Source organism: Sphingobium sp. SCG-1, from assembly GCF_002953135.1.
Lineage (GTDB): Bacteria > Pseudomonadota > Alphaproteobacteria > Sphingomonadales > Sphingomonadaceae > Sphingobium.
Map to the genome: position 1 here is coordinate 3,935,001 of NZ_CP026372.1, position 25,377 is coordinate 3,960,377.

24 protein-coding genes, 1 tRNA gene and 2 pseudogenes are annotated in these 25,377 nt (G+C 60.8%); 15 read left to right on the top strand and 12 right to left on the bottom strand.

Annotated elements, in window-relative coordinates; all coding sequences use genetic code 11:
* The first annotated feature begins 11 nt into the window (after positions 1 to 11).
* Positions 12 to 1,487 (top strand): lipopolysaccharide biosynthesis protein, encoded by a 1,476-nt coding sequence (locus C1T17_RS18170; protein WP_104954645.1) that lies wholly within the window; start codon positions 12 to 14, stop codon positions 1,485 to 1,487.
* A 5-nt stretch (positions 1,488 to 1,492) separates the two neighbouring features.
* Here the strand turns inward: C1T17_RS18170 and C1T17_RS18175 are convergent, their stop codons facing one another.
* Complete coding sequence (locus tag C1T17_RS18175; protein ID WP_104954646.1) at positions 1,493 to 1,921, bottom strand: CBS domain-containing protein; 429 nt, start codon at positions 1,919 to 1,921, stop codon at positions 1,493 to 1,495.
* 82 nt (positions 1,922 to 2,003) lie between these two features.
* Between C1T17_RS18175 and C1T17_RS18180 the strand changes: the two genes are divergently transcribed.
* Entirely contained in the window at positions 2,004 to 2,303 is a 300-nt protein-coding gene (locus C1T17_RS18180) for a hypothetical protein (protein ID WP_104954647.1), read from the top strand.
* A complete protein-coding gene (locus C1T17_RS18185) occupies positions 2,296 to 2,670 on the top strand; it encodes an acyl-CoA thioesterase (RefSeq protein WP_104954648.1) in 375 nt (124 codons plus the stop codon). Before C1T17_RS18180 ends, C1T17_RS18185 begins: the two co-directional genes overlap by 8 nt.
* Before the next feature lie 51 nt (positions 2,671 to 2,721).
* Here the strand turns inward: C1T17_RS18185 and C1T17_RS21805 are convergent, their stop codons facing one another.
* From C1T17_RS21805 to hisS, 5 genes and pseudogenes are all read right to left on the bottom strand, one after another.
* Positions 2,722 to 3,186, bottom strand: coding sequence for a hypothetical protein (locus tag C1T17_RS21805; protein WP_223262963.1), 465 nt, complete (start codon positions 3,184 to 3,186; stop codon positions 2,722 to 2,724).
* Positions 3,187 to 3,579: 393 nt separating this feature from the next.
* Positions 3,580 to 3,774: pseudogene (locus tag C1T17_RS21810) on the bottom strand (DUF4167 domain-containing protein); the annotation flags it as partial.
* Positions 3,775 to 4,110: 336 nt separating this feature from the next.
* Positions 4,111 to 4,965, bottom strand: a complete 855-nt coding sequence (gene prmC, locus C1T17_RS18195; RefSeq protein ID WP_223262683.1) for a peptide chain release factor N(5)-glutamine methyltransferase — start codon at positions 4,963 to 4,965, stop codon at positions 4,111 to 4,113.
* A 31-nt stretch (positions 4,966 to 4,996) separates the two neighbouring features.
* Positions 4,997 to 6,094: a peptide chain release factor 1 gene (gene prfA / locus C1T17_RS18200; protein ID WP_104954651.1), complete on the bottom strand. Its 1,098-nt coding sequence runs from the start codon at positions 6,092 to 6,094 to the stop codon at positions 4,997 to 4,999.
* A complete protein-coding gene (hisS, locus tag C1T17_RS18205; RefSeq protein ID WP_104954652.1) occupies positions 6,091 to 7,371 on the bottom strand; it encodes a histidine--tRNA ligase in 1,281 nt (426 codons plus the stop codon). Before hisS ends, prfA begins: the two co-directional genes overlap by 4 nt.
* Before the next feature lie 122 nt (positions 7,372 to 7,493).
* Between hisS and C1T17_RS18210 the strand changes: the two genes are divergently transcribed.
* Together C1T17_RS18210 and ppa are read left to right on the top strand one after the other, a co-directional pair.
* On the top strand, positions 7,494 to 9,416 hold the full coding sequence (locus C1T17_RS18210) for a M61 family metallopeptidase (protein ID WP_104954653.1): 1,923 nt from the start codon (positions 7,494 to 7,496) through the stop codon (positions 9,414 to 9,416).
* A 35-nt stretch (positions 9,417 to 9,451) separates the two neighbouring features.
* Positions 9,452 to 10,000 (top strand): inorganic diphosphatase, encoded by a 549-nt coding sequence (ppa, locus tag C1T17_RS18215; protein WP_104954654.1) that lies wholly within the window; start codon positions 9,452 to 9,454, stop codon positions 9,998 to 10,000.
* A 66-nt stretch (positions 10,001 to 10,066) separates the two neighbouring features.
* On the opposite strand, the gene C1T17_RS18220 is transcribed toward ppa, so the two are convergent.
* Entirely contained in the window at positions 10,067 to 11,560 is a 1,494-nt protein-coding gene (locus C1T17_RS18220) for a PLP-dependent aminotransferase family protein (RefSeq protein WP_104954655.1), read from the bottom strand.
* Positions 11,561 to 11,621: 61 nt separating this feature from the next.
* Between C1T17_RS18220 and C1T17_RS18225 the strand changes: the two genes are divergently transcribed.
* Positions 11,622 to 12,239, top strand: coding sequence for a YczE/YyaS/YitT family protein (locus C1T17_RS18225; protein WP_104954656.1), 618 nt, complete (start codon positions 11,622 to 11,624; stop codon positions 12,237 to 12,239).
* Between the two features lie 62 nt (positions 12,240 to 12,301).
* Here the strand turns inward: C1T17_RS18225 and C1T17_RS18230 are convergent, their stop codons facing one another.
* Positions 12,302 to 12,811: an outer membrane protein assembly factor BamE gene (locus C1T17_RS18230; RefSeq protein ID WP_104954657.1), complete on the bottom strand. Its 510-nt coding sequence runs from the start codon at positions 12,809 to 12,811 to the stop codon at positions 12,302 to 12,304.
* Between the two features lie 200 nt (positions 12,812 to 13,011).
* On the opposite strand from C1T17_RS18230, the gene C1T17_RS18240 reads away from it, so the two are divergent.
* The 4 genes from C1T17_RS18240 to C1T17_RS18250 all read left to right on the top strand — a co-directional run bounded on the left by C1T17_RS18240 (position 13,012) and on the right by C1T17_RS18250 (position 14,355).
* The gene (locus C1T17_RS18240; protein ID WP_104954659.1) at positions 13,012 to 13,542 is read left to right on the top strand and encodes a ubiquinol-cytochrome C chaperone family protein; all 531 of its coding nucleotides are present in this window, start codon (positions 13,012 to 13,014) and stop codon (positions 13,540 to 13,542) included.
* Complete coding sequence (locus tag C1T17_RS18245; protein WP_104954660.1) at positions 13,539 to 14,078, top strand: YceD family protein; 540 nt, start codon at positions 13,539 to 13,541, stop codon at positions 14,076 to 14,078. Before C1T17_RS18240 ends, C1T17_RS18245 begins: the two co-directional genes overlap by 4 nt.
* 49 nt (positions 14,079 to 14,127) lie before the next feature.
* A complete protein-coding gene (locus C1T17_RS21415) occupies positions 14,128 to 14,295 on the top strand; it encodes a hypothetical protein (protein ID WP_189338411.1) in 168 nt (55 codons plus the stop codon).
* Positions 14,281 to 14,355 (top strand) — tRNA-Glu (locus tag C1T17_RS18250). The genes C1T17_RS21415 and C1T17_RS18250 overlap by 15 nt, the downstream gene beginning before the upstream one ends.
* Positions 14,356 to 14,724: 369 nt before the next feature.
* On the opposite strand, the gene C1T17_RS18255 is transcribed toward C1T17_RS18250, so the two are convergent.
* Positions 14,725 to 15,621, bottom strand: a complete 897-nt coding sequence (locus C1T17_RS18255; RefSeq protein ID WP_104955286.1) for an AraC family transcriptional regulator — start codon at positions 15,619 to 15,621, stop codon at positions 14,725 to 14,727.
* 146 nt (positions 15,622 to 15,767) lie between these two features.
* Here C1T17_RS18255 and C1T17_RS18260 point away from each other — a divergent pair, with 146 nt between their 5' ends.
* The 5 genes from C1T17_RS18260 to C1T17_RS21820 all read left to right on the top strand — a co-directional run bounded on the left by C1T17_RS18260 (position 15,768) and on the right by C1T17_RS21820 (position 21,511).
* The gene (locus C1T17_RS18260; RefSeq protein ID WP_104954259.1) at positions 15,768 to 16,493 is read left to right on the top strand and encodes an SDR family oxidoreductase; all 726 of its coding nucleotides are present in this window, start codon (positions 15,768 to 15,770) and stop codon (positions 16,491 to 16,493) included.
* A 347-nt stretch (positions 16,494 to 16,840) separates the two neighbouring features.
* Positions 16,841 to 19,390 carry a TonB-dependent receptor gene (locus C1T17_RS18265; RefSeq protein ID WP_104955348.1) on the top strand — a complete coding sequence of 850 codons (2,550 nt, stop codon included), beginning with the start codon at positions 16,841 to 16,843 and terminating at the stop codon, positions 19,388 to 19,390.
* A 236-nt stretch (positions 19,391 to 19,626) separates the two neighbouring features.
* Positions 19,627 to 19,725 (top strand): hypothetical protein, encoded by a 99-nt coding sequence (locus tag C1T17_RS21815; protein WP_262982711.1) that lies wholly within the window; start codon positions 19,627 to 19,629, stop codon positions 19,723 to 19,725.
* Positions 19,726 to 20,584: 859 nt separating this feature from the next.
* Positions 20,585 to 21,331 (top strand): polyphosphate kinase 2, encoded by a 747-nt coding sequence (ppk2, locus tag C1T17_RS18275; RefSeq protein ID WP_223262684.1) that lies wholly within the window; start codon positions 20,585 to 20,587, stop codon positions 21,329 to 21,331.
* Between the two features lie 15 nt (positions 21,332 to 21,346).
* The gene (locus tag C1T17_RS21820; protein WP_223262685.1) at positions 21,347 to 21,511 is read left to right on the top strand and encodes a hypothetical protein; all 165 of its coding nucleotides are present in this window, start codon (positions 21,347 to 21,349) and stop codon (positions 21,509 to 21,511) included.
* Positions 21,512 to 21,538: 27 nt separating this feature from the next.
* On the opposite strand, the gene C1T17_RS18280 is transcribed toward C1T17_RS21820, so the two are convergent.
* The 3 genes and pseudogenes from C1T17_RS18280 to C1T17_RS18290 form a co-directional block, all read right to left on the bottom strand.
* Complete coding sequence (locus C1T17_RS18280; protein WP_223262686.1) at positions 21,539 to 22,513, bottom strand: transporter; 975 nt, start codon at positions 22,511 to 22,513, stop codon at positions 21,539 to 21,541.
* Between the two features lie 51 nt (positions 22,514 to 22,564).
* A pseudogene (locus C1T17_RS18285) lies at positions 22,565 to 24,167 on the bottom strand (inorganic phosphate transporter).
* A 420-nt stretch (positions 24,168 to 24,587) separates the two neighbouring features.
* Complete coding sequence (locus C1T17_RS18290) at positions 24,588 to 25,376, bottom strand: hypothetical protein (RefSeq protein WP_104954662.1); 789 nt, start codon at positions 25,374 to 25,376, stop codon at positions 24,588 to 24,590.
* Position 25,377: the final 1 nt, after the last annotated feature.

Consider the following 25,377-nt stretch of genomic DNA (forward strand, 5'->3'; position numbering starts at 1 on the left):
ACGGAACACGAATGAGCTTGAACGACGCCGATGCCAATGATGCCCGCTTTGCCGCGCGCATCCGCAGTGCCGTGTTCTGGCGATCTGGGAGCCAGATCGTCGCGCAGATGGTCAGCTGGATGTCGACACTTGCCGTGATCCGGCTGCTCGATCCATCCGACTACGGCTTGTTCGCGATGACGCAGGTGATCCTGAACTTTATGGGATTCCTGAATGGCTATGGGCTTGTGAGCGCGCTCGTCCAATCGGAGACGCTTGAGATGCATAAGCTGCGTCAGGCATTCGGGATCATGCTGCTGCTGAATGGCGCACTGGCTATCATCCAGTTGGGGATCGCACCTGTCGCCGCCGATTACTACGACCAGCCGATGATCGCCGATCTGCTGCGGGTGCAGGCGCTGATCTATCTTGCGACGCCCTTCATCTCGATCCCGGAAGCAGTGATGGGTCGATCGCTGGACTTCAAGCGACCTGCCGTCGTCAACTTGATCGCTGCCGCCTCCGCCGCCGGAGTCGCCATTGGTGGTGCACTATCCGGATGGGGCGTATGGACGCTGGTGTTCGCGCCGCTCACGCTCTTTTGGGTCAAAGGCATTGGATACAGCGTTGCAACGCGCTTCCTGCCCGTGCCCAGCTTCAACTTTCGCGGCACGGGAGCAATGGTTGCATTCGGCGCATCCCTATTAGGGTCGCAGCTGTTCTGGATCGTCCAGAGCCAGGCGGACATCTTCATAGCAGGACGTGTGCTTTCACCGCATACGCTGGGACTCTACGCCGAAGCATTGTTCCTGACTCAGATCTTCGTCAGCAAGTTCATTCCGCCGTTGAACGACGTGGCCTTCCCCGCTTACGCGCGGATGCAGAAAGACCCGGTGCGAGTTGCGGCATCTTTTTGCAAGGCCGTACGACTCCTGCTGCTGGTCTCCTGCCCCATCTATTTCGGCATGGCGGTAGCGGCCAAGCCGCTCGTTGAGACGTTGTTTGGTGAGAAATGGCTGGAGATGGCGCCGTTCGTCCGCATCCTCGCCCTCGCCATGCCATTCATGACCTTACAGGTGATGTTTGCGCCGGTGTCCAATGCGCTGGGGCGGCCCGGTATCACCGCACGCGTTTCCATGGCCGGGGCCGTTATCATGCCCGTCGGCTTTCTGATCGGCATTAGATTCGGCGCAATCGGCCTAGCTTGGGCGTGGCTCCTTGCCTTTCCGATCCTCACCCTGGTCACCATTCGACTCGCTGGTCGTCCGATGGGCCTGCGATTCAGCGAGCTTGTTTCTGCTTCGCTTCCTGCTGTGCTGTGTAGTGCCGCCATGGCGATCTGTGTGCGTGCCGCGGACATGATCCTGCCGTCCCTGCCCGCAATGGTGCACCTTGGCGTATTGGTCAGCGTCGGGGCGGTCAGTTTTGCCGCCCTGCTTTTCCTGCTGGCACGCTCGACAATAGACGAACTGGTCGGGCTTCTGTTTCGCCGTAGCGTGCCTGCCTGATCGATCTAGACGCTCTGGATATAATCGCGCATTGCGGTGGCTTCGGCTTCGATATTGTCGATCCGGAACTTGACCAGATCACCGATCGACACGAAGCCGACCATCTCCCCGCCGTCGACGACGGGCAGATGCCGGATTCTCCGCCGCGTGATGAGCGACAGCGCCGAGACGATCGGCATGTCGGAGGTGATGGTGACGGGAGGTGTCGTCATGACATCGCGCACGATCGATTCGAGCATCGCATGTCCCGATTGCGCCAATTGATAAACGACATCACGCTCGGAAAATATTCCGATCACTTCACCATTCTCGACCACCGGCACGCACCCGATCCGCTTCTCCGCCAGCATTGCCACGACCGACAGAACCGTAGCGTCAGGCGAAACTTGCAGGACGTCATTGCCCTTGTTCTTGAGAATTTCTGCTATTCTCATGACACTCTCCTTTTAAGGCGACGTTGTGCCCCTTCGACCTTCAGGGCTTGATGATCCCATGTTCAGCCCCCAAAGGGAAGACATGAAGCGCGCGAAAGCACTGGACGATCCCGAAATCGCAGCAACCGCATGGGCACGTTATCGTCAGTTGATGAAATGGATGGCGCTACTGGCGGTCGTATGCGTAGGCGTGGCGATCGCGGTGCTGTGGTATTGGACCGGCCCGATGCCGATCCACATGATTATTGCCACTGCTGCCGGCGTTTTCTGCACGTTCATGCTGGGCACCGGGCTGATGGGCCTGCTGTTCCTGTCCAGCGGGACCGGGCACGACGAGCAGGTCGAAGATCGAATGAAAGGCATGATTGACATTGATGAATAGAAACGACCCCGTTTTGCGTACGGTCCCGCGCGCTGGCGATATCAATGCCAATGGCCACATCTTTGGCGGATGGGTTTTAAGCCAGATGGACATTGCCGGTGGCATTATGGCGCACCGCATCGCCGAAGGAGCCGTCGCGACGGTCGCGATCGAGCGGATGGAGTTTATCACGCCGATCCTTTTACAGGACGTGATCTCTGTTTATGCTGATGTTGAACGGCGGGGACGCACTTCCCTCGCGATCAGAATAGATGTCTTGGCAAGACGTGGGCGGGAGCAGCAGGAAATTCCCGTCACAAGCGGCCTTTTCACTTTTGTGGCACTGGACGAGAACCACCGCCCGCGACCGCTTCCTACGCTGGAATGAAAAAGGGCGGCCTCTTGCGACGCCGCCCCTGATCTTTTGCCTGAAGCCGTTTTATTCGGCCGCTTCCGTCGTAGCGGGCCGTGCACGGCGAGTCCGCTTGCGGGGCGTTTCCTCAGCGGCAGGCGCGGCATCACTATCATTATCGGCCCGCGCAATCGCAGGGGGAAGAACAGCAAGGTCGAGGCCCGTCGGCTCGTCGCGATCGACAGCTTCTTCGCGCACGCGGCGCGGACGGCCGACACGGCGCGGAGGCGCAGCTTGCTCCGTTTCAGCCGTTGAGACAGGAGTTTCGACCTCAACCGCCGGAGTCGCTTCAACAGGCGCGAGCGAGCGATCACGCGGTGGGCGGCCACGACCGCGGCGGGGCGGGGTTGCCTCTTCGCGAGGCGCGATCGCCGCGTCTTGAGGAGCAGCAGGTGCTTCTGCCTGAACCGCTTCCCGCTGAGGCAGGGGCGCCGGACGATCACGCTGTTCGTTGTCGCGGCCATAGCTGTGACGATTGCCGTCCCGTTGCATACGATCGCGTTGACCCTGCTCACGTTGGCCCTGGTCGCGCTGATGCTGTTCACGCTGGCCTTGCTCGCGCTGCCCGCTATCGCGACGGCCCTGCTCTCGCTGACCGTTATCCCGCTGGCCGTTATCCCGCTGACCATTGTCGCGGTTGTTGTCGCGCTGGCTGTAGTCGCGATTCCCGTTCTCACGGTTACCGTTGCCTTGCTGCGCATACGCATTGCGATCTTCGAATTCGTTACCGCTATCGGCGCTATCGAAATCGTCGCCGTCCGATTCCGGGTCCCAGGGGCGCTGCGGCTGTCGCTGCTGCTGAATGCCCTGCGCCTCTTCCTGGCGAGCACGATTGTCAGCCAGAACGCGGAAATAATGATCCGCGAACTGCAGATAATATTCCGCATTCACGCGATCGCCCGACAGTTGCGCATCGCGCGCCATGTTGCGGTATTTTTCCAGCAGCTGCGCAGCGTTGCCACGGGCGCGACTGTCGATCCGGTTGCCGTTGTCGCCGCCGCCCCGGTTTTGCCCGCCGGGACGACCATTATTATTGTTCCGGCCACGATTGCGGCGACCGGCCTGACGATTATTAATCAATGGTGGTTCCTAGTATCAAAGTAATCCCTAGAAGCGCCCGCGAACGGGTCCGCCCGATCCCCTGTTTCTTAGCGATTGCCGAGCGTTTCTGTTCTACGCGCCTGGAATCGTTCACTTCACCGCTCCGGCCCATGGGCATGGCTGCGCAGGGCCGGGTGCCTTCCCTAGAAGACCCGAACCCCCAGCCTGCCGACAGCGCGAACACCAATGCGCTGTCATGACTTTGGGAGCAGGTATTGCCGGTCCCACACGGACCTAGGCTTTCCCTGAGCCCACCTCCTAAACGTTCGCAGAGGGGAAACCAAGGGAAATCGCATCACAACATCGTAATTAGGGTTAGCCGTGCGTGATTTCCAGACAGCGATCCCGTCCAGCCAAATCTTTTCGTACTGAGACATGAAGGCCGGCGTCCCGGAAGAGATTCGCCGCGCTTTCACCCTGATCGAACCCGATTTCGATTGCTGCCAAGCCGTCAGGTGCAAGCAGCGCACCTATTTGCGGCGCGATGCGGCGATAATCGCTTAAGCCATCCTCGCCTGCAAATAGTGCAATATGCGGTTCGTGGTGCAGAACGTCGCGAGGAAGCATGGCCAAAGTGGAGATGTAGGGCGGATTGGCGAGGATGAGATCGAACCGTTCGATGATTCCCTCACCCCAATTGCCTATCTGGAAGTCTGCACGGCGGGACATGCCGTTGCGTTCCGCATTGTCCCACGCGACTTCGAGCGCTGCCTGCGATGCGTCGATGCCCAGCCCGCTTGCGGATCGCCATTCGTCCAGCGCCGCCAGCAGCAGCGCGCCGGAACCAGTCCCAAGATCGAGGACACGTGCAGGCGCTTCCTTGCCCTTGAAATGCGCGATCGCCGCCTCGATCAGCGTTTCGCTGTCGGGGCGAGGGATAAGGACATCGGGGCTGACTTTGAGCGTCAAGGTCCAGAAGTCGCGGGTGCCCGTGATGTGCGCGATCGGCTCGCCCTGTAGCCTGCGCTCAAGTAGGGGCATGAAACTGTCCGGCAGCGCCACATCGCGCAGCTTCAGCAGCAGTTCGCCTCGTTCGACGCCAAGCGCGTGGGCAAGGAGAAGTTCCGCATCAAGGCGCGGTGTTGCGCTTACCGGCTGGAGCTGAGCGGTGGCGTCCCGAAGGGCCGCACTCGCATCGTTGCCAACCGTCAAACCCGCACCATCAGCCAATGAGGTTCGCGAAGCGGCATGGCGCCAAACGTCAACCCACCGCATCCAGTTGTGCAAGACGAGCCGCTTCATCCTCGGCGATCAGCGCGCCGATTACTTCCTCAAGCCCCGTTCCTTCCAGGATTTCCGGCAGGCGATGCAGCGTCAGGTTGATGCGGTGATCGGTCACGCGGCCTTGCGGGAAATTATAGGTGCGGATGCGTTCGGAGCGGTCGCCCGATCCGACCATCGCTTTGCGCGCGCCCGCCTGCTCGCTCTGCGTGCGTTCGCGTTCGGCTTCGTACAGCCGTGTGCGAAGGATTTTCAGCGCCTTGGCCTTGTTCTTGTGTTGCGACTTCTCGTCCTGTTGCGTCACGACAAGGCCGGTGGGCAGATGGGTAATGCGCACCGCGCTGTCCGTCGTGTTGACGTGCTGCCCGCCCGATCCCGATGCACGGTATACGTCGATGCGCAGATCGGTGGCTTCGTTGATCTGGATATCGACGTCCTCCGGCTCCGGCAGCACCGCGACCGTCGCAGCGGAGGTGTGGATGCGCCCTCCGCTTTCGGTCGTAGGCACGCGCTGGACGCGATGCACGCCGCTCTCGAATTTCAGCTTGGCGAACACGCCGGTGCCCGTGACCGACGCCACCACTTCCTTGTAGCCGCCGACGTCGGGCGCGTTTGCGGAGATTAGTTCGACTTTCCAGCCCTGTTCCTCGGCATATTTGGTATACATGCGGAAAAGGTCGCCCGCGAACAGCGCCGCCTCGTCGCCCCCTGTGCCCGCGCGGATTTCTAGCATCGCCGGACGCGCATCGGCAGAATCGCGCGGCAGCAATTGCAGCGCGAGCGCCCGCTCCGCCTGCGGCAGTTGCTCCTTCAGCGCCTGCATTTCCTCCTGCGCCATTTCGCGCATCAGCGGATCGGTATCCGGATCGTCTCCGCCGACCATCGTCTCCAGCGCACCAAGCTCCTGCCGTAGACGCCGCACATCGTGCGCGGCACGGGCGACCGGCTCCAGTTCGGCATATTGCTTGGAAAGCCGGACGAATTCCTCGGGCGGCAGGTCGGGGCGCGCCATATTGGCCTGCACCTCGTCGCGCAGCCGTTCAATCTGGGCAATGCGTTCTGGGGAGACGGAAGTCATTGAGACGGCTTTGTCCCTGATACGCCACCGACGCCTGAGCCAACCGCCGCAAGGACGGATGAGAGAAACTCACTGTCCGGATCAGGTTTAAGTTGGGTCAGATGGTAACGCGTTTCAGTCTGTTCCGATGTTGCGCGAACATAGAGGGCCGCATCGGCCCCAACCTTACGAGCAATCTCGGCATGGCGCTTAGCGTTGCCTTTAAAAGCCATTACTGTGGCGAACCCCTGCACTCTTAGGCTTTGTGCGACCCGGAGGGCATCTTCGTAGAGTGCAGGATTATCCGGTATGATCGCAATCTTGGGTTCAGATTTCGGCGCATCAATCAACATTCCCAACCGCTCGATTCCAGCCGCCCAGCCGACGGCAGGCGTGACCGGACCGCCCATATTCTCGATCAGGCCATCATAACGCCCCCCGCCCAGCACGGTGCCCTGCGCGCCCAGCCGGTCGGTCACGAATTCGAATGCGGTGTGGCGATAGTAATCCAGTCCCCGAACCAGTCGCGCGTTACGCTGCCATGCAACACCAGCGGCATCCAGACCTGCGGTGACTTTCTCAAAGAACGCCTTCGCCTCATCCGTGAGATACGCGTCGATATCAGGCGCGCTGTCCGCCACCGGCAGGTCGCGGGGATCCTTGCTGTCGAGGATGCGCAGCGGGTTGCGGGAGAGGCGATCGACGCTGTCCTCCGACAATTGGTCCCGGTGCGCTTCGAAGTGCGCGACTAACGCCGCGCGCCATGCATCGCGGCTTGCCGCGTCGCCCAGTGTGTTGAGCGTCAATGTGACGCCCTCGCTGATGCCCAGCTCCTTAAGCAACTGGTCCGCGAACACCAGCAACTCGACATCCGCGCCGGGCTCCGCCGCGCCAATGATCTCCGCGTCGAGTTGATGGAACTGGCGAAAACGCCCCTTCTGCGGCCGTTCATAGCGGAACAGCGGACCGTGCGTGGCGACCTTCAGCGGCGCATATTGCTGCCAGCCCTCAGTGATGTAGGCACGGGCAATGCCAGCGGTAAATTCAGGCCGCAGGGTCAGGCTGTCGCCGCCGCGATCCTCGAACGTGTACATTTCCTTCGACACCACGTCGGTGCTCTCGCCCAGCGAGCGCGCAAAGACGGCGGTGCTTTCGAATACCGGAACCTCAATCCGCTGAAAGCCGTAGAGGCGGCGCACTCGGTCAAAGGTTGCGACCACATGCGCAAAGCGGTCGGCACTGTCGCCCAGCATGTCCTGCGTGCCACGGATCGGTCGGGGAGTTTCGATTTTCGCCATGGGAATGGGCCTGTAGCGGCATTTGACAAGGAAGGGAACAGGACTGGACGCGGGCAAAAAGGAGCGGCATGTATCATCATCACACTTCAGCGATTTCCCCTTCTCTTCCGGAGACTTGCTTCATGCGCAGCCGCTTCGCCGCCGTACTTCTATTCTCCACCTACCTGGGTTTTCCGGCTAACGCGCAGGAGGCGAACCGATCGAAGCCGGTAGCCGCGCCCCTGCCCGCCGCCGCCGCGCCGCAGGACGTGCCGTATCCCGGCGGCACGATCAGCCTGGACGTCGATGCCACTCACACCACTCAGCGCATTTTCCGCGTCAAGGAGACGATTCCCGTCGCGCAAGCCGGTGCACTGACGCTGGCGCTTCCAGAGTGGCTGCCAGGCAACCATGCGCCGCGCGGTCAGATCGAGAAGATAACTGGGCTGCGGTTCACGGCCAATGGCAAAGTCCTGCCATGGATACGCGATCCCCTTGACGTTTACTCCTTCAAGATCGACGTGCCCGAGGGCGCGCGTAACGTGGTTGCGGAGTTCCAGTTTCTTTCCGCCACCGCGCCCAATCAGGGCCGCGTCGTGGTCACGGAGAACATGCTGAACCTGCAATGGGAGGCGGTCTCTCTGTATCCGGTCGGCTACTACACGCGGCAAATCCCCATCAAGGCGACGGTGACTTATCCCGACGGCTGGCAGGCCGCGACGGCGCTGCGGGGTAAGAAGACCGGATCGACAGTGGCTTACGACACCATCGACTATGAAGCATTGGTCGATTCGCCGGTGTTCGCGGGGCGATACTTCAAGGCTATCGATCTTGGGCAGAATGTGACGCTGAACCTGGTGGCCGATAACGCATCGGAGTTGATCTACACGCCCGCGCAGATGGCGAAGCACAAGAAGCTGGTAGATGAAGCGACCTCGCTATTCGGTGCGCAGCATTTCGATCATTATGATTTCCTGCTGGCGATCACCGACGAGATGGGATCGATCGGGCTGGAACATCACCGCTCTTCGGAGAATGGCGTCGACACCGGCTATTTCCCGAAATGGGACGAGGGTCCGGGCGAACGCAACCTGCTGCCGCATGAGTTCACGCATAGCTGGGATGGCAAGTTCCGCCGCCCCGAGAAGCTGTGGACGCCCGATTTCAAGACGCCGATGCAGGACAATCTGCTGTGGGTTTACGAAGGACAGACGCAGTTCTGGGGCTATGTGTTAGGCGCGCGGTCTGGGCTCTATAGCAAGGAGCAGACGCTGGACGCCTATGCGCATATCGCTGCGAGGCTCGATACCACCCGGGGCCGTGAATGGCGGCCGATGGAGGACACGACGCACGATCCGATCATGTCCGCCCGCCGTCCCAAAGGTTGGGCGAACTGGCAACGGTCGGAAGATTATTATAACGAAGGCCTGATGATCTGGCTGGAGGCCGATGCGATCATCCGACAGCAGACACGCGGCGCGAAAGGGTTGGACGATTTCGCCGAAGCTTTCTTCGGCATCAAGCCGGGCGACTGGGGTCAGGTGACGTACAACCGTCAGGATGTCATCAACACGTTGAACGGCATTGCCCCTTACGACTGGGCGGGTTTCCTGTCGGCACGCGTCGATCAGCCGACGCGCGAAGTAACGAAGGGCGGTCTGACGATGGGTGGATACCGGCTCGTCTATGGCGACAAGCCGGGTACGACCACCAAGCAGGTCGAGAAGGACTTGAAGGGCGTCGACCAGAGCTTCGGCGTAGGCTTAGTCGTCAAGAACGATGGCGAAGTGATGAGCGTCATCTGGAACAGCCCGGCCTTCAAGGCGGGTCTGACGGTTGGCGCAAAGCTGTTGGCCGTGAATGGCCGCGAGTTTTCAGGCGACGGCTTCAAGGAAGCTTTGACGGCTGCCAAAGACGCCAAGCGTCCGGTGGAGTTGATCCTGCGGCAGGACAAGAACTTCCGCACTATTAAACTCGATTATTCTGGCGGCTTGCGCTATCCGCGCCTTGAAAAGACAGGAGAGGGTGACGGCAGCCTGGACAAGTTGCTGCAACCGAAAACATAAACGCCCCATATTCCATGTGTAGACAAGGTGAATAGATGAACATCGAACTGATCCCCGTCGGCGACGATCCGCCGCACAGCCTTAACGTCATCATCGAAGTGCCTGTGGGCGGCGAGCCGGTGAAGTATGAATTCGACAAGGCATCGGGCGCCCTGTTCGTTGATCGCATTCTGCATACGCCGATGCGCTATCCCGCCAATTATGGCTTCGTGCCGCACACGCTTTCACCTGATGGCGATCCGCTGGACGCGCTGGTGATCGCACGCTCGCCCTTCGTTCCGGGCTGCGTTGTGCGCGCCCGGCCGATCGCAGTGCTGAACCTGGAAGACGAAGCGGGCGGCGACGAAAAGCTGGTCTGCGTGCCGGTCGACGCGACGTTCCCTTATTATTCCGACGTCGGCGAGCGTGACGACTTGCCGGAAATCATCCTGCAGCAGATCGAGCATTTCTTCACGCACTATAAGGATCTCGAAAAGCAGAAGTGGGTGCGCGTCGGGACCTGGGGCGGCGCGGACGATGCGCGGCAGATCACGCTGGAAGCGATTGCGCGCTACAAGGCGGACAAGGCAGCGAAAGCCGCCTGATCTCCAGAAACGGTTGATGAAGAAGGGCGTCGCGGCATGGCTGTGGCGCCCTTTTGCGTGAGGCGGTCAGATGACGCGTTCAGCTTCTAATGCCCAATGGGGCGAAAACGCGGCCATCGGGCGGACGCGGGAGAGCAGGCGTTCCGCAGCGGTTGCCAGCCGGTCGACGGCGCGATCCATCTCAGCGGGCGGCAGTGTGAAGGGCAAGCGTACGAAACGCTCGAACGCGCCATCAATGCCGAAGCGCGGCCCCGGCGCGACGCGCAACCCGTGCGCCTGCGCCATGGCGGCGAGCGCTGATGCTTCCGGGCGCGGCATCTCCGCCCATACGCTCAGGCCGCCCTCCGGCAAGGGCACATGCCAGTCGGGAAGTCGGTCCGCCAGCAGCGTGACGAGGCGATCGCGCGCATCGCGGATTTCCGCGCGCCGCACGCTTTCGACCGGAACGCTGCCGTCCAATAGCGCCGTAGCCGCTAATTGCTCGACGACGGGTGTCGCCATGTCGATGGTCGATCGAATGCGGGCGAGCGACGCGATGGTCTGCTCGTCCGTACGAATCCAGCCTATACGCATCCCGCCCCAGTAACGCTTGCTGACGGAGCCAAGGCTGATGACCGCCCCACCCGGATCATAGGTAGCGACGGGCGGTGGGCCAATGTCGAACAGGTCCGCGTCAAGACCGGTGCCCGCCATCGTTTCGTCGATAAGCAATGGAGTACGAGTGCGAACCGCAGCATCGACCAACGCTCGGCGCGTCGCCGCATCCATGTGGCGGCCAGTGGGATTGTGATAGTCGGCGATGATGTAGGCAAATCGCGGAGACGTTTGCCGCAACGCCGCCTGCATCGCATCTATGTCCCACCCTTCTGCCGGCAGTCCGACGGGGACGGCGCGGCAATTGTTCCGCGCAATGGCAGACAGCGCATTGTGGAAGGTGGGATGATCCACAACGATCCGGTCCCCCGGCCCAGCCAGCAATTGCAGGACAAGCGTCAGTCCATGCTGTGCACCACTGGTGACGAGGATCTGCTCCGGCCGCGTCGGGCAACCACGACGCGTATAGTCTGCCGCAATGGCCTCACGCAGGCATGGAATGCCTGACCCCTCATAACCGATGCGCGAAAGCCAGGTCGGGAGTTGCGACAGCGCCACTTCATAGGCCTGCCACATGCCCGCAGGTGCAGGCAGTGCCGCCGCTGTCCAGTCGATTACGCCTTCTTCGTCACCTTCAGCTTCCGCTTCTATGCCGACGCGATTGCCGCCCGGCACGCGCGTGACAGTGCCCGAACCCTGACGGCTCGCCAGATAGTTTTCGTCCCGCAACTGATTGAAGGCAGCGGCGACAGTCGTGCGGCTGATGCCAAGCGCTTGCGCCAGTTCCCGCTCACCCGGAACTCTCACGCTTAGAGGCACACGACCGTCCATGATGAGCAGCTTCAGCGCACGCGCAAGCTGGCGATACGCGGGGTCGCTGCCATTGGCGCTGCGCCACTTGCCGAGGTGACGGACCAGCGACGCTGCACCTAAGGTGGATTGGTTCAATGATGACGTCATGGTCATGATGCCAAGAAATCACAAGTGGCTCTAACATTCAAGGCCACTATGCTCCAGTGGTTCTTTCATGATGATGCCACGCCGCCTGTTCCAACTCGCCTGGGGTCTTAGCCTCTACGGCTTTTCCATGGCGCTGATGCTGCGCGCAAACCTCGGTCTCGATCCATGGGACGTGCTGCATCAAGGCGTTGCGCCCATGCTCGGATTGAGCTTCGGCATGACAGTCAATCTGGTCGGACTGATCGTGCTGTTGCTTTGGATACCGCTACGACAGTGGCCCGGCGTGGGTACGATGTTGAACATCATCGTGATCGGAACCGTCGTCGATCTCTCGTTGCATATCCTCCCTGTCCCGGAAGGCTATCCAGTGCGGTTCCTGTTCCTTGGCCTTGGCATTGTCGGCAACGGCATTGCGGGCGGCGCATATATCGGCGCTGGCCTTGGCCCCGGTCCGCGCGACGGGCTGATGACGGGGCTGTGCCAACGCACCGGATGGCCGGTAAAGACTGTTCGCACATCCATCGAGATTGCCGTGCTGGCAGTCGGCTGGATGCTTGGCGGAACCGTAGGGGTCGGCACTGTGCTCTACGCGATGAGCATAGGGTGGGTGGTGCACCACGCCCTGCCCTGGTTCCAGATTGAGGAGAAATCGGCCGATCCGACTCCAATTGAGGCGACGCCCTGAATTAGGATCACCGAGGCCCCTGACCGTTGGCAAACCCCGCCAGCCGGTCCCTTTTTTGCAGATCAGGTGCCGTTCGGACCTGGACCCGATGCCCCGCCGGGCGCGCCGCCCGCACCCACCGCGCCGATGTTGCCGAAAATCTCATCAAACAGGCTACGATTGCGCCCTAAGGTCGGCGTCTTATCGCCGCTGGGCGAAATGCGGGCAACCTGATCGAGGCCGGTGCGGTCCACTGCGACGACGTTGCCCGCCGTATCGAAGCGCACGCGCAGCACTGTCTGATCGACAGGCTTGGGCGAAGCGAATGCCAGTTGCCGCATATCGCGCGATACATAGTACCAGTCGGCCTGACCGAATTGCGACATGAAGGTCGGACGGCCGAGCGTCGCCTCCACCGATGCGCGATTGTCGATGCCCGGCTGCACCGAGTCGACCAGCAGCTTGTCGACCTGATAGCCCTGATGCGTGCGGATGCGGGCGCAGCCTGACGCGCCGAGCGTCAGCGCCAGTGCGCCGATCACCAACGGAACGCGGCCCAGGAAACGTGCAGGGCCGGGTCGGGTATCACGCATGAAATTCTCCTGGCGGCAACGGGCCGCGAAACGACATATAGAGCAGCAATGCAATTGCCTGATGTTGGCCATTGCATTGCGCGAGTTGGCAATCAATATGGAAATGCGCGTCGGCAGACAAGGCCGCTGCGACAGGCGACCGCAAACCGGGCGCCGAAGCCATCCGGTTCGCCCCTTTTAGATGCTGGTCCATTTCATCCATGTCCGTCCTTGACCGCCTGTTCCCCTCCTTCTTCAACCGCACCGATCCCCGTGCGGAGATGACCCCGCTCTACGCCGCGATCGTCGCAAAGGGTCGGGAGCCGCATTGGTATGCGAAAGGGAATGTACCCGATACGCTGGACGGGCGTTTCGACATGATCGCCGCAGTTCTTTGCGCGGTGCTGCTGCGGCTGGAGGGCGACGATGCGGCGCGGCAACAAAGCGTTTGGCTGACCGAACTCTTCATCAACGACATGGATGGACAACTGCGGCAGATCGGCATCGGCGATATGATCGTGGGCAAGCATATCGGCAAGATGATGAGCGCCTTGGGCGGACGGTTGAGCGCGTATCGCGACGGGCTGAAGGCGAGCGGCGATTTAGACGGTGCGCTGGTGCGCAACCTCTATCGAGGCGCTTCACCCTCCCCCGCTGCACTGGCGCATGTGAAAGATGCGCTTCAGCGATTCTGGATATCGTTGGGTGACGCCTCCGCCATCGACATTCTTGCCGGCCGGATGCCGCGATGACGACGCCCGCTCCCGAATTTTCGCGAGTCCTTCGGCTGGATCAGGCCGTCAGCAACGCAGCGGGCGCGCATATCGCCGCCATTGCCGAAGAATGCGCAGCGCTCGCAAAGCGTTTCGGTTTCGCTTCGATCGATCGGCTGGACGCCGACTATACCTTGACCGAAGAGAATGGCAGCCCTGTGGCCCGGGGCCAGCTTCGCGCGGCATTGGCGCAACACTGCGTAGCGACGTTCGAACCGGTGGCAGAGACTGTCGACGTGCCCTTCGCGATTCGGTTCGAGCAGGAAGGCGATGTGTCGCAGGACGAGGAGTTCGAGCTTTCCGAAGAGGAATGCGACGTTCAATTCTACGAAGGCGGCGCGATCGACATTGGAGAGGCCGTGGCGCAAACGTTGGCCTTGTCGGTAGAACCCTACCCCCGTGCGCCGAACGCTGATAACTGGTTGCGCGAACGCGGCGTACTGACTGAGGATCAGGCCGGGCCGTTCGCAGCTTTGGCAGCATTGACCGCGAAGAAGGACAAGCAGAGTCGCTGAGCGAAGGCGCGCAAATGAGCGTCACGTCATGCCGCCATGTGGCCGCTTTATGGCCACCGCTTTTAAGCCTTTACGTAAACCTTATATATTCCACGAAGCGCTTGCCTCCATCCGGCAATTCGGAGTAGAGGCGCAAATAACAGGACGCTGGCAGCATCATGCCACCATGCGTCTGGCCTTGCACGGCTTCAGGCTCAGCATCGGCCCCTTCGTCTAGCGGTTAGGACGCGGCCCTCTCACGGCTGAAACACGGGTTCGATTCCCGTAGGGGTCACCAGCGTCAAGCAGAAAATTGCTAATTTCTACAGTTTCTGATCGCCTACAACGTGGGGCGACCACAATACGTCCCACACTTTACGTTGGCTTTCATGGGATGCGGTGCAGCGTCTTGAGCCGGAGCTTGGAAATCTTGAGAAGCCAGCGTTACTTTGCAGTCTCTAGCACAAGGAAGTTTTGGCACTTCCGGAATTTCTCTATTAGGACGTAGGTGCGAATAGCTGCCCCGTCCCTCATCAAGTTCTCACGCAGTGCGCCGGCACCATAGCTAACGGTCGCATGCGACCCTTCTTTGCCGCTCAGAGACCGATTTTCTATCCCCAAGTGCGGACGAGCCGCTTTGCCGACGTGTCGAAAAACTCAAAGCCTTTCAGAGCGCGATCCTGGTAACCGGCGCGGCTTGCATGCGCTCAATATCCTGGCGTGGCGGGGCACCGAATAGCCGACGATACTCACGGCTGAACTGCGAAGGGCTTTCATATCCCACTGCGAAGCCGGCCGATCCTGCACTGGCGCCGTCCGTCAGCATCAGCCGCCTCGCCTCCTGCAGACGAAGCTGCTTCTGATAGTCCAGAGGTGTCATCCGCGTCACGGCCTTGAAATGGGCGTGAAGCGACGATGCGCTCATGCCGGCCTCGGCGGCAACATCTTCGATGCGAAGCTGAGTGTCGTAGCGCTTGCGGATCGCGGCGATGGCGCGTGTTACCTGGTTCAGGTGGCTGCCTGCCGTCGCGATGTGCCGCAGCACCGCGCCATGTGGGCCGGTTAGCAGGCGGTACAGGATTTCCCGTTCGATAAGGGGCGCAAGCGTGGCGATGCTCTCCTGCCGATCCAGCAGCTTGACCAGACGGCACGCGGCGTCGATTAAATCGGGATCGCTGGGATAGACTGCAAGAACCGGACGGTCACCATGTGGCACGCCGCCGCCCTGTGCGGCGATCAGCTCGGCAAGCGCAGCTTGGTCGAGATCGATCTTGCAGCACAGGTACGGCGTTTGTGCGCTCGCTTCGAGGATATGGCCAACGAGCGGCAGGTCTACCGAGACGAGCAGATAGCGAGAGGCATCATAGACGACGCTGTGCTCTCCAAGCGAAACCCGCTTCGATCCCTGGGCGATCAGGCAAAGTGATGCCTCATAAACGGCAGGCGTCGGTATGCTGGGCTGGGCGGCGCGGATCAGTGACAAACGGGGCATCGCTGTAGGCGAAATGCCCGATTTTGCAATGTGACGGTCAATGACCTGCGCAAGTTCGGCGATCTTTTCCATGCTATGCTGATTGACGATTACGGCCGGACTTGCAAGCTCGCCAACCCAATTCTGGAGGATCATGCAAGGCCTTTGGATTATCGCTCTACCGGTTACTTATGCGAATGCGCCATTTGAGGCCCGTCATCCAATGGAAAGGAACGATCATGACGGGATTTGCAAATAAGGTTGTGCTCATCACCGGCGCCTCAAGCGGTATCGGCGAAGCCACGGTGCGCGAATTGGCAGCGGCGGGCATGCAACTGTTCATAGGCGCGCGCCGCGCCGACCGGTTGGAGGCGCTGGCGGACGAGCTGGGCGAGCACGTCGCAGGGCGCAAGCTGGACGTGACCGACCCGATTGACTTTGACGCCTTTGTCGATGCGGCGGAAGCACGGTTCGGGCGGGTCGACGTGCTGGTGAACAATGCGGGCCTGATGCCGCTATCGCCGCTGGCAGCACTCAAGCGCGATGAATGGAAACGGATGATCGACGTGAACATTCACGGCGTCCTCAACGGCATCGCTGCAGTGTTGCCGCGCTTCATCACCCAGAAGAACGGGCATATCGTCAACGTCGCCTCGGTGGCTGCGCACATCGTGCTGCCGACCGCAGCGGTCTATTGCGGCACCAAATATGCCGTCCGCGCGATCACAGAAGGGTTGCGGCAGGAGCATGACGACATCCGCTCCACACTCATTTCGCCTGGCGTGACGGCAACCGAACTGGGCAACGACATCACCGATACCGCGACGGCCGCAGCGCTGACGGAGTGGCGGCAGAAGTCTCTCACGCCGGACGCCATTGCCCGGGCGATCCGCTTTGCGCTTGAGCAGCCCGACGGCGTCGATATCAACGAAGTGATCGTGCGACCCACCGCAGCCAATATGTGACAATGTACCGCCCAACACCCACTCCCGGCATTGGCTTCCCGGGCCAACAATGCCGGGAGTGGGTGCAGGGCGGCACTGTCAATCTTGGCCGTCCATGAGGGAACTCCGACCCAAGCCAGACCCTTAGCACTCAACTTGCAATTTTCGGCAGCGGACTGTCTGCTTACCCGGGGACGTTGTCGAGGCTTTCCATGCTTGATGAACCTCCGTGTGATCAAGACCGCGGCAATATTGACCATTGCATTGCCCCTGTCATCGCAACGCAACAGAAACTTCGCGGAAATGGCATATTTCGTCCGCATAGCGACCGCGCTGCATCGCAGCAATGTTGCTACATGGGGGCTACCTTGATCCGTTTCACTTCAAGCTTTCTCGCGCTGTCCAGCGCGCTCCTGACCGCCGGTCCTGCTTTCGCACAATCTCCCGATGCTGACGCGAATAGCATCGCCGCCGATGGTGCCTCGTCGATCATTGTTACCGCAAAGACGACACGCTCTGCGACAGCGCTTCCCCAGAGCGAAATGCAGAAAATCCTGCCCGGTGTCTCGCCGCTGAAGGCGATCCAGACTCTTCCCGGCGTGCTGTATATCACCGCCGACCCATGGGGCTATAATGAGCAGAACGCCCAGATCTTCATCCATGGCTTTGCCGGTAACCAACTCGGCTACACAATGGACGGCATCCCGCTAGGCGACCAGAGCTATGGCAATTATAATGGCCTCTCCCCGCAGCGCGCAGTGATTTCGGAGAATGTCGGACGCGTAGTGGTTTCGACCGGCGCAGGTGATCTTGCGACTGCATCGAACAGCAATCTGGGCGGAACGGTCGAGACCTACTCGTCAGATCCGCTGGACACGCTAGGTATACAGGCGGCACAGACAGTCGGCAGCTACAGCACGTCGCGCACCTATGTCCGCATCGACAGCGGCAAATTCGGTCCCGGCGATGCAAATTCCGCCTATATCTCCGCCGCACGCCAGCGTGCCCGCGCCTGGGATTTCAACGGCAAACAGGGCGGTTGGCAGGCGAATGCCAAGTTCGTGCACGATAGTGACATTGGCAAGATCACGCTGTTCTTCGACTATAATGACATGACGCAGCCGAATGAGGACGCTACCGTCTTCTTCAAGCCGTCTGCGGGCGGCACCGCCACACCGGTGCAGCTTTACACGCCCTATACCAAGCCCTTCTTCTACCCGGATTTTGATGCCTACCGGACATCCTATCTGAGCGGGGCGGGCAATTCGCCCACAGCCGAAGGCAGCAATTACCGCAACTATTATTCAGACGCGCAGCGCACCGATTACCTCGGCTATCTCCGCTATGATGCGCGTATATCGGACAACATCAACTGGTCGACGACTGGCTATTATCATCATAATGACGGAGCGGGCGTCGTCGCCGGCCCGCTTGGCCAGTCGATCACTACCGCGCAGGCCTATCTCGATCCCGCTTATGCCACCCTGCCGGCCAATTGCCGCTTCACTGCCAACAATAATGGCATCAGGCCCGCAGCCTGCACCGCGCTGACTTCCGCGCAGGCGACTGCGGCCGGTGCAGCACTGGTGGCCGCGACCGGCGGATCGGGGCTGATCACCCGCACGACTGAATACCGCATCGATCGCGGTGGCGTAATCTCGGCACTGAGCATAGATATTGGAACGCACAAGATCGAGCTTGGCGGATGGTTCGAGCATAACAGCACGACGCAGTGGCGGCGCTGGTATGGCGTCGACGTCGCCAATCCGCAGTCGAGCACACCCTATATCCGGCCGCTCGACGTCGCCGACCCGCTGTTCACCCAATATCAGGGTGAAGCGAAGATCAACAATCTACAGCTTCACATTCAGGACACTTGGCAAGTGACGCAGAAGTTGCTTGTCCAGGCAGGTTTCAAGACGAGCGCCCAGTGGGCGGACGGTCGCTATCCTGTGCAGCCTCGCGTCGGATCGCTCGGCGGAACGACGGCGCTGCCGGAAGGGAAGATCAACACAAAGCGCTGGTTCCTGCCGGCGATCGGCGCGACTTACGACTTCAACGGCCATGAGCAGGTCTATTTCAACGTCCAGAAAAATCTGCGGCAGTATCAGGCTTATCTGGCGGGCGGCGGCGGCCCCTGGTTCACGGGGAGTCAGGCGGCGTTCGACGCGTTTGCCGACGAAGGCAAGCCGGAGAGCAGCTGGACCTATGAAGCCGGCCTGCGCACCCGCCGCACCTTCGGCGGCGGCATCGGCTTCGACGCGCAAGTCAACTATTATCATGTCGAGTTCAAGAACCGCCTGCTCGCCATCCCGACGAACCCGGGCGGCATCGCTGGCAGCGGCATCACCGGTGGCACCTCGACGCTGGTCAATGTCGGCGACGTCAAGACCGATGGCGTCGATGCGGCATTCACTCTTCGCGTGGGGCAGACCTTCTCGCTCTATAATGCGATCTCCTACAACCTTTCGAAATATCAGAACGACTACACGTCCACCGCTCTTGGTATCGGCGCGGCGAGCGACACCTGTATCGGCGGCTATCTCGTTGTCGGTGGTATCGTGCCCACTTGTGGCAAGCAGTTGCCAGGTACGCCCAAATGGATGAACAAGACGGTCGCCACCTTGTCGGTCGATCCGTTCGAGGTTCAGCTAATCGGTGACTATGTCGGTCGACGCTTCAGCACCTTCACCAACGATGCCAGCGTGAAGTCCTATTTCCTGACTTCGCTGCGGGTTGCTGGACGTGTGCCAGACGGCGTGCTGCCTTTGCGCAAGGTGGAACTGGCGCTCAACGTGACGAACCTGACGGACAAAAAGGGCATTTCCACCCTCTCGATCGGATCGGCGACCAACAGCTATTCGGCATATCCAATTGCACCGCGCCAATGGTTCCTGACGCTGTCAGCCGCATATTAATAACATCACGCGCGTCCTGGTGGCGTGCACGCCGCTCACCAAGACGCGCTGATTTCATTTCAAGACTTACAAAGTCACCAGCCGCGGCAAGAATCTGGCAGAAACGGCGCGCTCCGTCGAACATCAGTTGGCCAGAGCGGAGCTGCGATACGGGACGTGGCGACCAGGGCAGAACAGAGTGATGTTCAAACGCACTTGCTCAACAGCGCGGCCCCAGGATCGCCGACGTCGTCTCATTGATCGACAATGTTGCCCAGACCACTACGATGCTGGCTTTCAATGTCACGATGGAAGCCGCGCGAGTTGGAGAGCTAGGCAAAGGCTTGCCGTTGTAGCTTATGAAGTAAAAACCCTGGCTCAGCAGACGCGCGATGAAGCGAGCGGCATTTCGGTGCTGATGACATTCATCAGAATGCGGTCGTGGTCGCCTCCGACGCGGGTCGGATCCAGCAACATTCCAGGCGCTGTCGGCGCAAGCTCAATCGATGTAGGCGCGTTTTGGCCAGTTCCTAGATATCGTCAGAGGGTCATAAAAAACAAGGGCCTGGTCGGCACGGCATCCCTCCACGCGCCGTTTCAATCAAGCCGTGGGCACAGTATTGCAATATTTCCCGCTACCGAAATTAGCCGCCGCGGACTTATAGGTCCATCCTCGGAACCAATTTCCCGAGGCGTGCGCACGGCTCCTTTTTTGGCGTCGCTATCAGGAAGCCGCTCAGCTTCGACCCGTCGAAAGCGGGAACCGCATTCACTGGCGTCTTTGACAAAGAGGCTGCTACGGCTGGAGCTGAAGGTCGGGCACGGACAATCCGACTTGGCAGAATGCAAATGCGCAGATTGGCCATCACGCCGCCATAGGCGAAATCTAACGGACAGCCAAAAGGCGCGTCCGGTAGGTGTGGGAGTTGGACTCCGGCCAAGAGAAGGTGTCGGACTAGGCGCAGACCGCCGCGCCGCTTGTTGCAATGGACGCTGTCACCAGCAATAGCGCGGAAAGGGTTTTAGAAAAACGGTTCCTGCTGCCTCCCCTGGAGGGTTGAAGCGACGGACGCAACCTTCACATTTTTAACAACACGGCGCTCTTGCATATTTTTGACCATTGCCTGCGATCGCCCCGCGGCGGAAAGCGTCAACATAATGTCACGGCAGGCTGTCACTCTGCTTTTTCCGCCACCTGAGCAAGGTTCCGCCAGCATGGATGCGCCCGTCTTTCCTCAGCCCGCTTTCGACATGGACCGGATCAAGCAGGAGATCGCCGACAGCTTCGATGAAGAGTTGGAGATGGAGATCGACGAAAGCCGGTTGGAAGACGTGCTGGCCGACCTCAGCGATCATCCCGAGCGCGAGCAACTGGAGCGCCGCACCTACTTCCGTGAGCTGTTCCGCTTGCAGCATGAGCTGGTGCGATTGCAAGATTGGGTACAGCATAAGGGGCTGAAGGTCGTGGTGCTGTTCGAGGGCCGCGATTCCGCTGGCAAGGGCGGCGCCATCAAGCGCATCACGCAGCGGCTTAACCCCCGCGTTCGCCGCGTCGCGGCGCTACCCGCGCCTAACGAGCGCGAGCGGACGCAATGGTATTTCCAGCGTTACGCACAGCACTTGCCCGCCGCGGGTGAAATCGTGCTGTTCGACCGAAGCTGGTACAATCGCGCGGGCGTGGAACGTGTGATGGGCTTCTGTTCGGAGGATGATGTCGAGGAGTTCTTCCGGTCCGTGCCGGAATTCGAGCGTATGCTGGTCCGCTCGGGCATCATCCTCATCAAATACTGGTTCTCGATCACCGATGATGAGCAGCAATTCCGCTTCAACATGCGCATCCACGACCCGCTCAAGCAGTGGAAGCTGTCGCCGATGGACGTCGAATCGCGCCGCCGTTGGGAGGATTACACACGCGCCAAGGAAGCGATGCTGGACCGCACGCACATTCCCGAAGCGCCGTGATGGGTGGTCGAAGCCGTGGACAAGAAGCGCGCTCGCCTCAACTGCATCACCCATCTGCTGGCGCAGATACCCTATGAGGACGTGCCAAAGCCGCCGGTGACACTGCCCGATCGTGAACGCCATGCCGACTATTTTCGCAATCCGGTGCCGCAGGATATGTATGTGCCGGATCAGTTTTGATCGTTCGAAGCCGTCGGCAGGCCGGTCCTATCGCCGCATGAAGCCCATCCAGCGCAAAAGGAGGTAGGTCGCGCCAGCGGCGGCCACGGCCAGGATCGTGGCGTGCAAAGTCCCCCACGGCCCATCCGCGAAAGGCAGGCCGCCGGTATTCATCCCGAAGATGCCCGTGACCAGTGTTGCAGGTAGCATCAGCGCAGTGACGATCGACAGGATGTAGAGGTTCTGATTGGTGCGTTGCGCCTCCTGCGTATCGAGTTCGTCGCGCAGGAGGCGCAGCTCGCCCTGCACGCCCAATATGTCGGCATCGATTGATTGCAGCCGCTGCGCCAGTTTCTCCACCACCGGCAGCAATGGCTCGGGCAGGTCTTCGTCCTGTTCCAGTCGTTGCAGCACGCCGCGCATCCCCATGAGCAGTCTGTGAAGTTGCGCGGACCGCCGCCTGATCCCGATCAGATCGCGCGCTGCGGGTGGATGGTGTCCTTCCAAGAAGGCGTCTTCGGCACGCTGTACGTCGGCGCCCAGCGTGCGGCTGATATCCGCCACATTTTCGCTAATCGCGCCGACCAGCAGTTCGAGCGCCTGTGCTGGGCCGATACCCGCCGCCTCGCGCTCCAGCCGGTGCCGCGCGATATCTGCCGAGCGCAGGGGATGCAGACGCGTGGTGAGCATCAGCGTTGCCGTGAGCGCAATCCTCAGCGCACCGACGCGCGCGGTGTCCGCAACATCGAAATCACGCTCGAAGTCGTGCAGTACGCAGCCAACCGCACCGCCATCGACCAGCGCGCGCTGATGCGTATCGGTCGAAAGCAACAACTCACGCACCGCCACCGGCAGTATGTCGGCAGTCTCAATCCAGCGCCGCGTGCCATGATCGGCGAGATTAAGGTGCAGCCAGCGGAACTGCCCGGCGAGCGCGCTATCGCAATGCTGGACCGGCTGCGCACCTTCGGCAGTGAAGTCGAGGCCCCAGATGAGCCCCGGCCCCATGCCTGTAAGGGGCATGGGGGTTTGAAAGACGGGTTCTTCGGAGGCGGCCGTAATCCGATCCTTAGATCAGAAGATCTTGGAGAAGAGCATGTAGAGCAGGCCCGCCAGCAGGATCGACACGGGCAAGGTCAGCACCCATGCCATCAGCATGTTGCGGATCGTGCTCATCTGCAATCCCGAGCCGTTAGCCGCCATCGTGCCCGCGACACCGGACGAGAGGACATGCGTTGTCGAGACCGGCAGGCCCAGATGGTCCGCACCGAAGATCGTGCCCATCGCCACCAGCTCTGCGGCCGCGCCCTGCGCGTAGGTCAGGTGCGTTTTCCCGATCTTTTCGCCGACAGTGACGACGATGCGCTTCCACCCGACCATTGTGCCAAGCCCCAGCGCAAAGGCTACTGCGACCTTCACCCAGGTCGGGATGAAGCGCGTACCTGCGTCGAGCGAACCCTTGTACGTGTCGAGCGCCTTGGTCTGGGCTTCCGACAGGCCAGCCGCCTTCTCCTTGCCCAACCGCTTGATTGCCTCGGAGGCGAGATACATATCGTTACGGATATTACCCACTGCGGCTGCCGGCACCTGCGCCAGGGAGCCATATTCGCTAACCTGACGATCCACGTCAGTGACCAGAACCGACAGAGCGGGCAGAGTCGGGCGCGAAACGCTTTTCGGCGATGTAGGTCGTGACTTTCGCGCGGGCTTGAACCGGAGTCTCCCCAGCAGGACCATTCTGGCCCAGCGCGCCTGCCGCTGCGATGGAATTGGCGTGGAATTCGGCCGTATATTGCGCAGGCACGGCGCGGTTCAGCGCATAGGCTGTGGGCACCGTGCCGATCAGGATCAGCATGATGAGACCCATGCCCTTCTGCCCATCATTCGATCCATGGGCAAAGCTGACGCCCGTGCAGGTGAAGATCAGCAGCGCACGAATCCAGGTCGGCGGCGGCACGCCATTCTTGGGTTCTTCATACAGCGCCTTGTTGCGGATCAGCAGCTTCATCGCGAGGAACAGCAGCGCAGCGACGCCGAAGCCAATCGCGGGCGATATCAGCAATGCCTGGCCGATCTCGGTGGCCTTCCCCCAGTCAACGCCCGCCGTCCCACTCTTGCCATGCATCATCGCATTGGCGACGCCCACGCCAATGATCGATCCGATCAGCGTGTGCGAACTGGAGGACGGGATGCCCAGCCACCAGGTCACCAGGTTCCATAATATTGCCGCGATCAGCAGCGCAAACACCATGGCAAAGCCGGCATTAGAGCCAACCTGCAATATCAGTTCGACGGGGAGCAGCGAGACGATGCCGAATGCGACCGCTCCGGTGGAAAGCAACACGCCGAGGAAGTTGAAGAAGCCCGACCAGACCACCGCGATGTTGGCGGGCATGGCGTTGGTGTAGATGACGGTCGCGACTGCGTTGGCCGTATCGTGGAAACCGTTCACGAATTCGAAGCCGAGTGCGATCAACAACGCAATGAACAACAGGATGAAGGGGAGGTAGGTCGTGGCGTGCACACCGACTGCCGTCGCGTCGGCGTAGATGCTGTAGGCGACGTATCCCACTGCGGCGATGATCGCCGCTGCAAAGCCGATCATGCCCGCAGCGCCGAGCCCCTTGTCCAGATCAGGACGGGCGCCCGATCCGTTCATTGCGATCGTTGCATTCATCGACTCGGCCCCCAGGATGTGTTTCGACGCTTGCTAAAGGCGATCCGTGACAAACATGTGGCGGCCAGTTGCGGCAGTAAGCGCAATCCACGTCTCAAGCGAAGTTTTCAGCATTGGCTTATGTCCAACCTGCCGTCGAACGATGCAAGCGAGATGAGTGAAATATTACCTGCCTGTTATCCTCCGCCCAAGCCCGACCGCGCTGACACCGGCGCGAAAACGATCCGTTAAGTCGGAACCGGACGTAACGAATTTCACATGTGTCGAGACCGGTGTGCGCTGAGCGACAATCTCAGGACGGCTCGCGCCAAAACATAAGGCTGATCATACATCACTAAATGGAAAGTGGACGGTGTCGTGGTACGAAGTTCGTCATCAGTAAGACGAGGGAAGAAATGTCTCCGTCACGACCTTTTGCATTTACCGGCTTCCCGGCAGACGCATTTCAATCATCTCGCCACCTCTACGGGCAATACCCCAGAAAATGCCGAGATTACTCTCATCCCAGTCGATCGCCTGCCCCTCCGCGGCCATCGTGTAAGTGCCAGCATAATCCAGTGTAGCGCCACCCTTGGGCAGGGTCACAGCGTAAAGTTCCGGTAGGTCATGTCCGCTCAAATAAAGCCGACCGTCTGGACCCCATCCCCCGCCAGAGATGCTCATCGGGGCGATGCGGTCGAGGATAGCGCGCGGCAGGGCCCAGCCTTCGGTACGCCGCCAGCAGTCATCGAAGCGGACAAGCTGCGTGTACCGATGGTCGCGCATTGGCTCGCCGCCCTTCGCGTCGTAATTGGCGAACATCGCCCACCACGCGCCACCGCGCCGGTCTACCCACGTTAGCGAGCCAATGCCCATGCCTAGCGAGATCGAGCGCTTGTGCGTCAGCGTCTTTGGATCGAAAAATTCTACCGAACTCGCCTGAGGCACTTGCGGGAAATTGGATGCAGCGCAGACCAATTCGCGGGCGATCAGTGCGCAGCTGTTGATGTGGGGAAAACGCTGCGGATCGCCCTCCCAACTGGCGCGCTTCTCGCCGGTGCGCTTGTCATAACGCGCGATCCGGTAATTGGCGACCGCGTAGACGTCGTGCTGACCCACCGCGACGCCTTGACGGGCCTCGACGGCCGGGATGCGGCGCAGAGTCTCGGTGGCGCCGTCATTGGCGGGAACCGCTGCTGTCGCCGCCAGGGCGAGGAGGAAGGCAAGCATC

Bases quoted from the DNA above. Each gene is read 5' to 3' on its own strand.
- C1T17_RS18175 (WP_104954646.1), bottom strand. From the start codon at position 1,921: ATGAGAATAGCAGAAATTCTCAAGAACAAGGGCAATGACGTCCTGCAA.
- C1T17_RS18280 (WP_223262686.1), bottom strand. From the start codon at position 22,513: ATGCCCCTTACAGGCATGGGGCCGGGGCTCATCTGGGGCCTCGACTTC.
- C1T17_RS18220 (WP_104954655.1), bottom strand. From the start codon at position 11,560: ATGACCATGACGTCATCATTGAACCAATCCACCTTAGGTGCAGCGTCG.
- C1T17_RS18230 (WP_104954657.1), bottom strand. From the start codon at position 12,811: ATGCGTGATACCCGACCCGGCCCTGCACGTTTCCTGGGCCGCGTTCCG.
- C1T17_RS18170 (WP_104954645.1), top strand. From the start codon at position 12: ATGAGCTTGAACGACGCCGATGCCAATGATGCCCGCTTTGCCGCGCGC.
- C1T17_RS18255 (WP_104955286.1), bottom strand. From the start codon at position 15,621: ATGGAAAAGATCGCCGAACTTGCGCAGGTCATTGACCGTCACATTGCA.
- prfA (WP_104954651.1), bottom strand. From the start codon at position 6,094: ATGACTTCCGTCTCCCCAGAACGCATTGCCCAGATTGAACGGCTGCGC.
- hisS (WP_104954652.1), bottom strand. From the start codon at position 7,371: ATGGCGAAAATCGAAACTCCCCGACCGATCCGTGGCACGCAGGACATG.
- C1T17_RS18245 (WP_104954660.1), top strand. From the start codon at position 13,539: ATGACGACGCCCGCTCCCGAATTTTCGCGAGTCCTTCGGCTGGATCAG.
- ppk2 (WP_223262684.1), top strand. From the start codon at position 20,585: ATGGATGCGCCCGTCTTTCCTCAGCCCGCTTTCGACATGGACCGGATC.
- C1T17_RS18180 (WP_104954647.1), top strand. From the start codon at position 2,004: ATGAAGCGCGCGAAAGCACTGGACGATCCCGAAATCGCAGCAACCGCA.
- C1T17_RS18260 (WP_104954259.1), top strand. From the start codon at position 15,768: ATGACGGGATTTGCAAATAAGGTTGTGCTCATCACCGGCGCCTCAAGC.
- C1T17_RS18210 (WP_104954653.1), top strand. From the start codon at position 7,494: ATGCGCAGCCGCTTCGCCGCCGTACTTCTATTCTCCACCTACCTGGGT.
- C1T17_RS18240 (WP_104954659.1), top strand. From the start codon at position 13,012: ATGTCCGTCCTTGACCGCCTGTTCCCCTCCTTCTTCAACCGCACCGAT.
- C1T17_RS18225 (WP_104954656.1), top strand. From the start codon at position 11,622: ATGATGATGCCACGCCGCCTGTTCCAACTCGCCTGGGGTCTTAGCCTC.
- ppa (WP_104954654.1), top strand. From the start codon at position 9,452: ATGAACATCGAACTGATCCCCGTCGGCGACGATCCGCCGCACAGCCTT.
- C1T17_RS18290 (WP_104954662.1), bottom strand. From the start codon at position 25,376: ATGCTTGCCTTCCTCCTCGCCCTGGCGGCGACAGCAGCGGTTCCCGCC.
- C1T17_RS21415 (WP_189338411.1), top strand. From the start codon at position 14,128: ATGGCCACCGCTTTTAAGCCTTTACGTAAACCTTATATATTCCACGAA.
- C1T17_RS21805 (WP_223262963.1), bottom strand. From the start codon at position 3,186: ATGCAACGGGACGGCAATCGTCACAGCTATGGCCGCGACAACGAACAG.
- C1T17_RS18185 (WP_104954648.1), top strand. From the start codon at position 2,296: ATGAATAGAAACGACCCCGTTTTGCGTACGGTCCCGCGCGCTGGCGAT.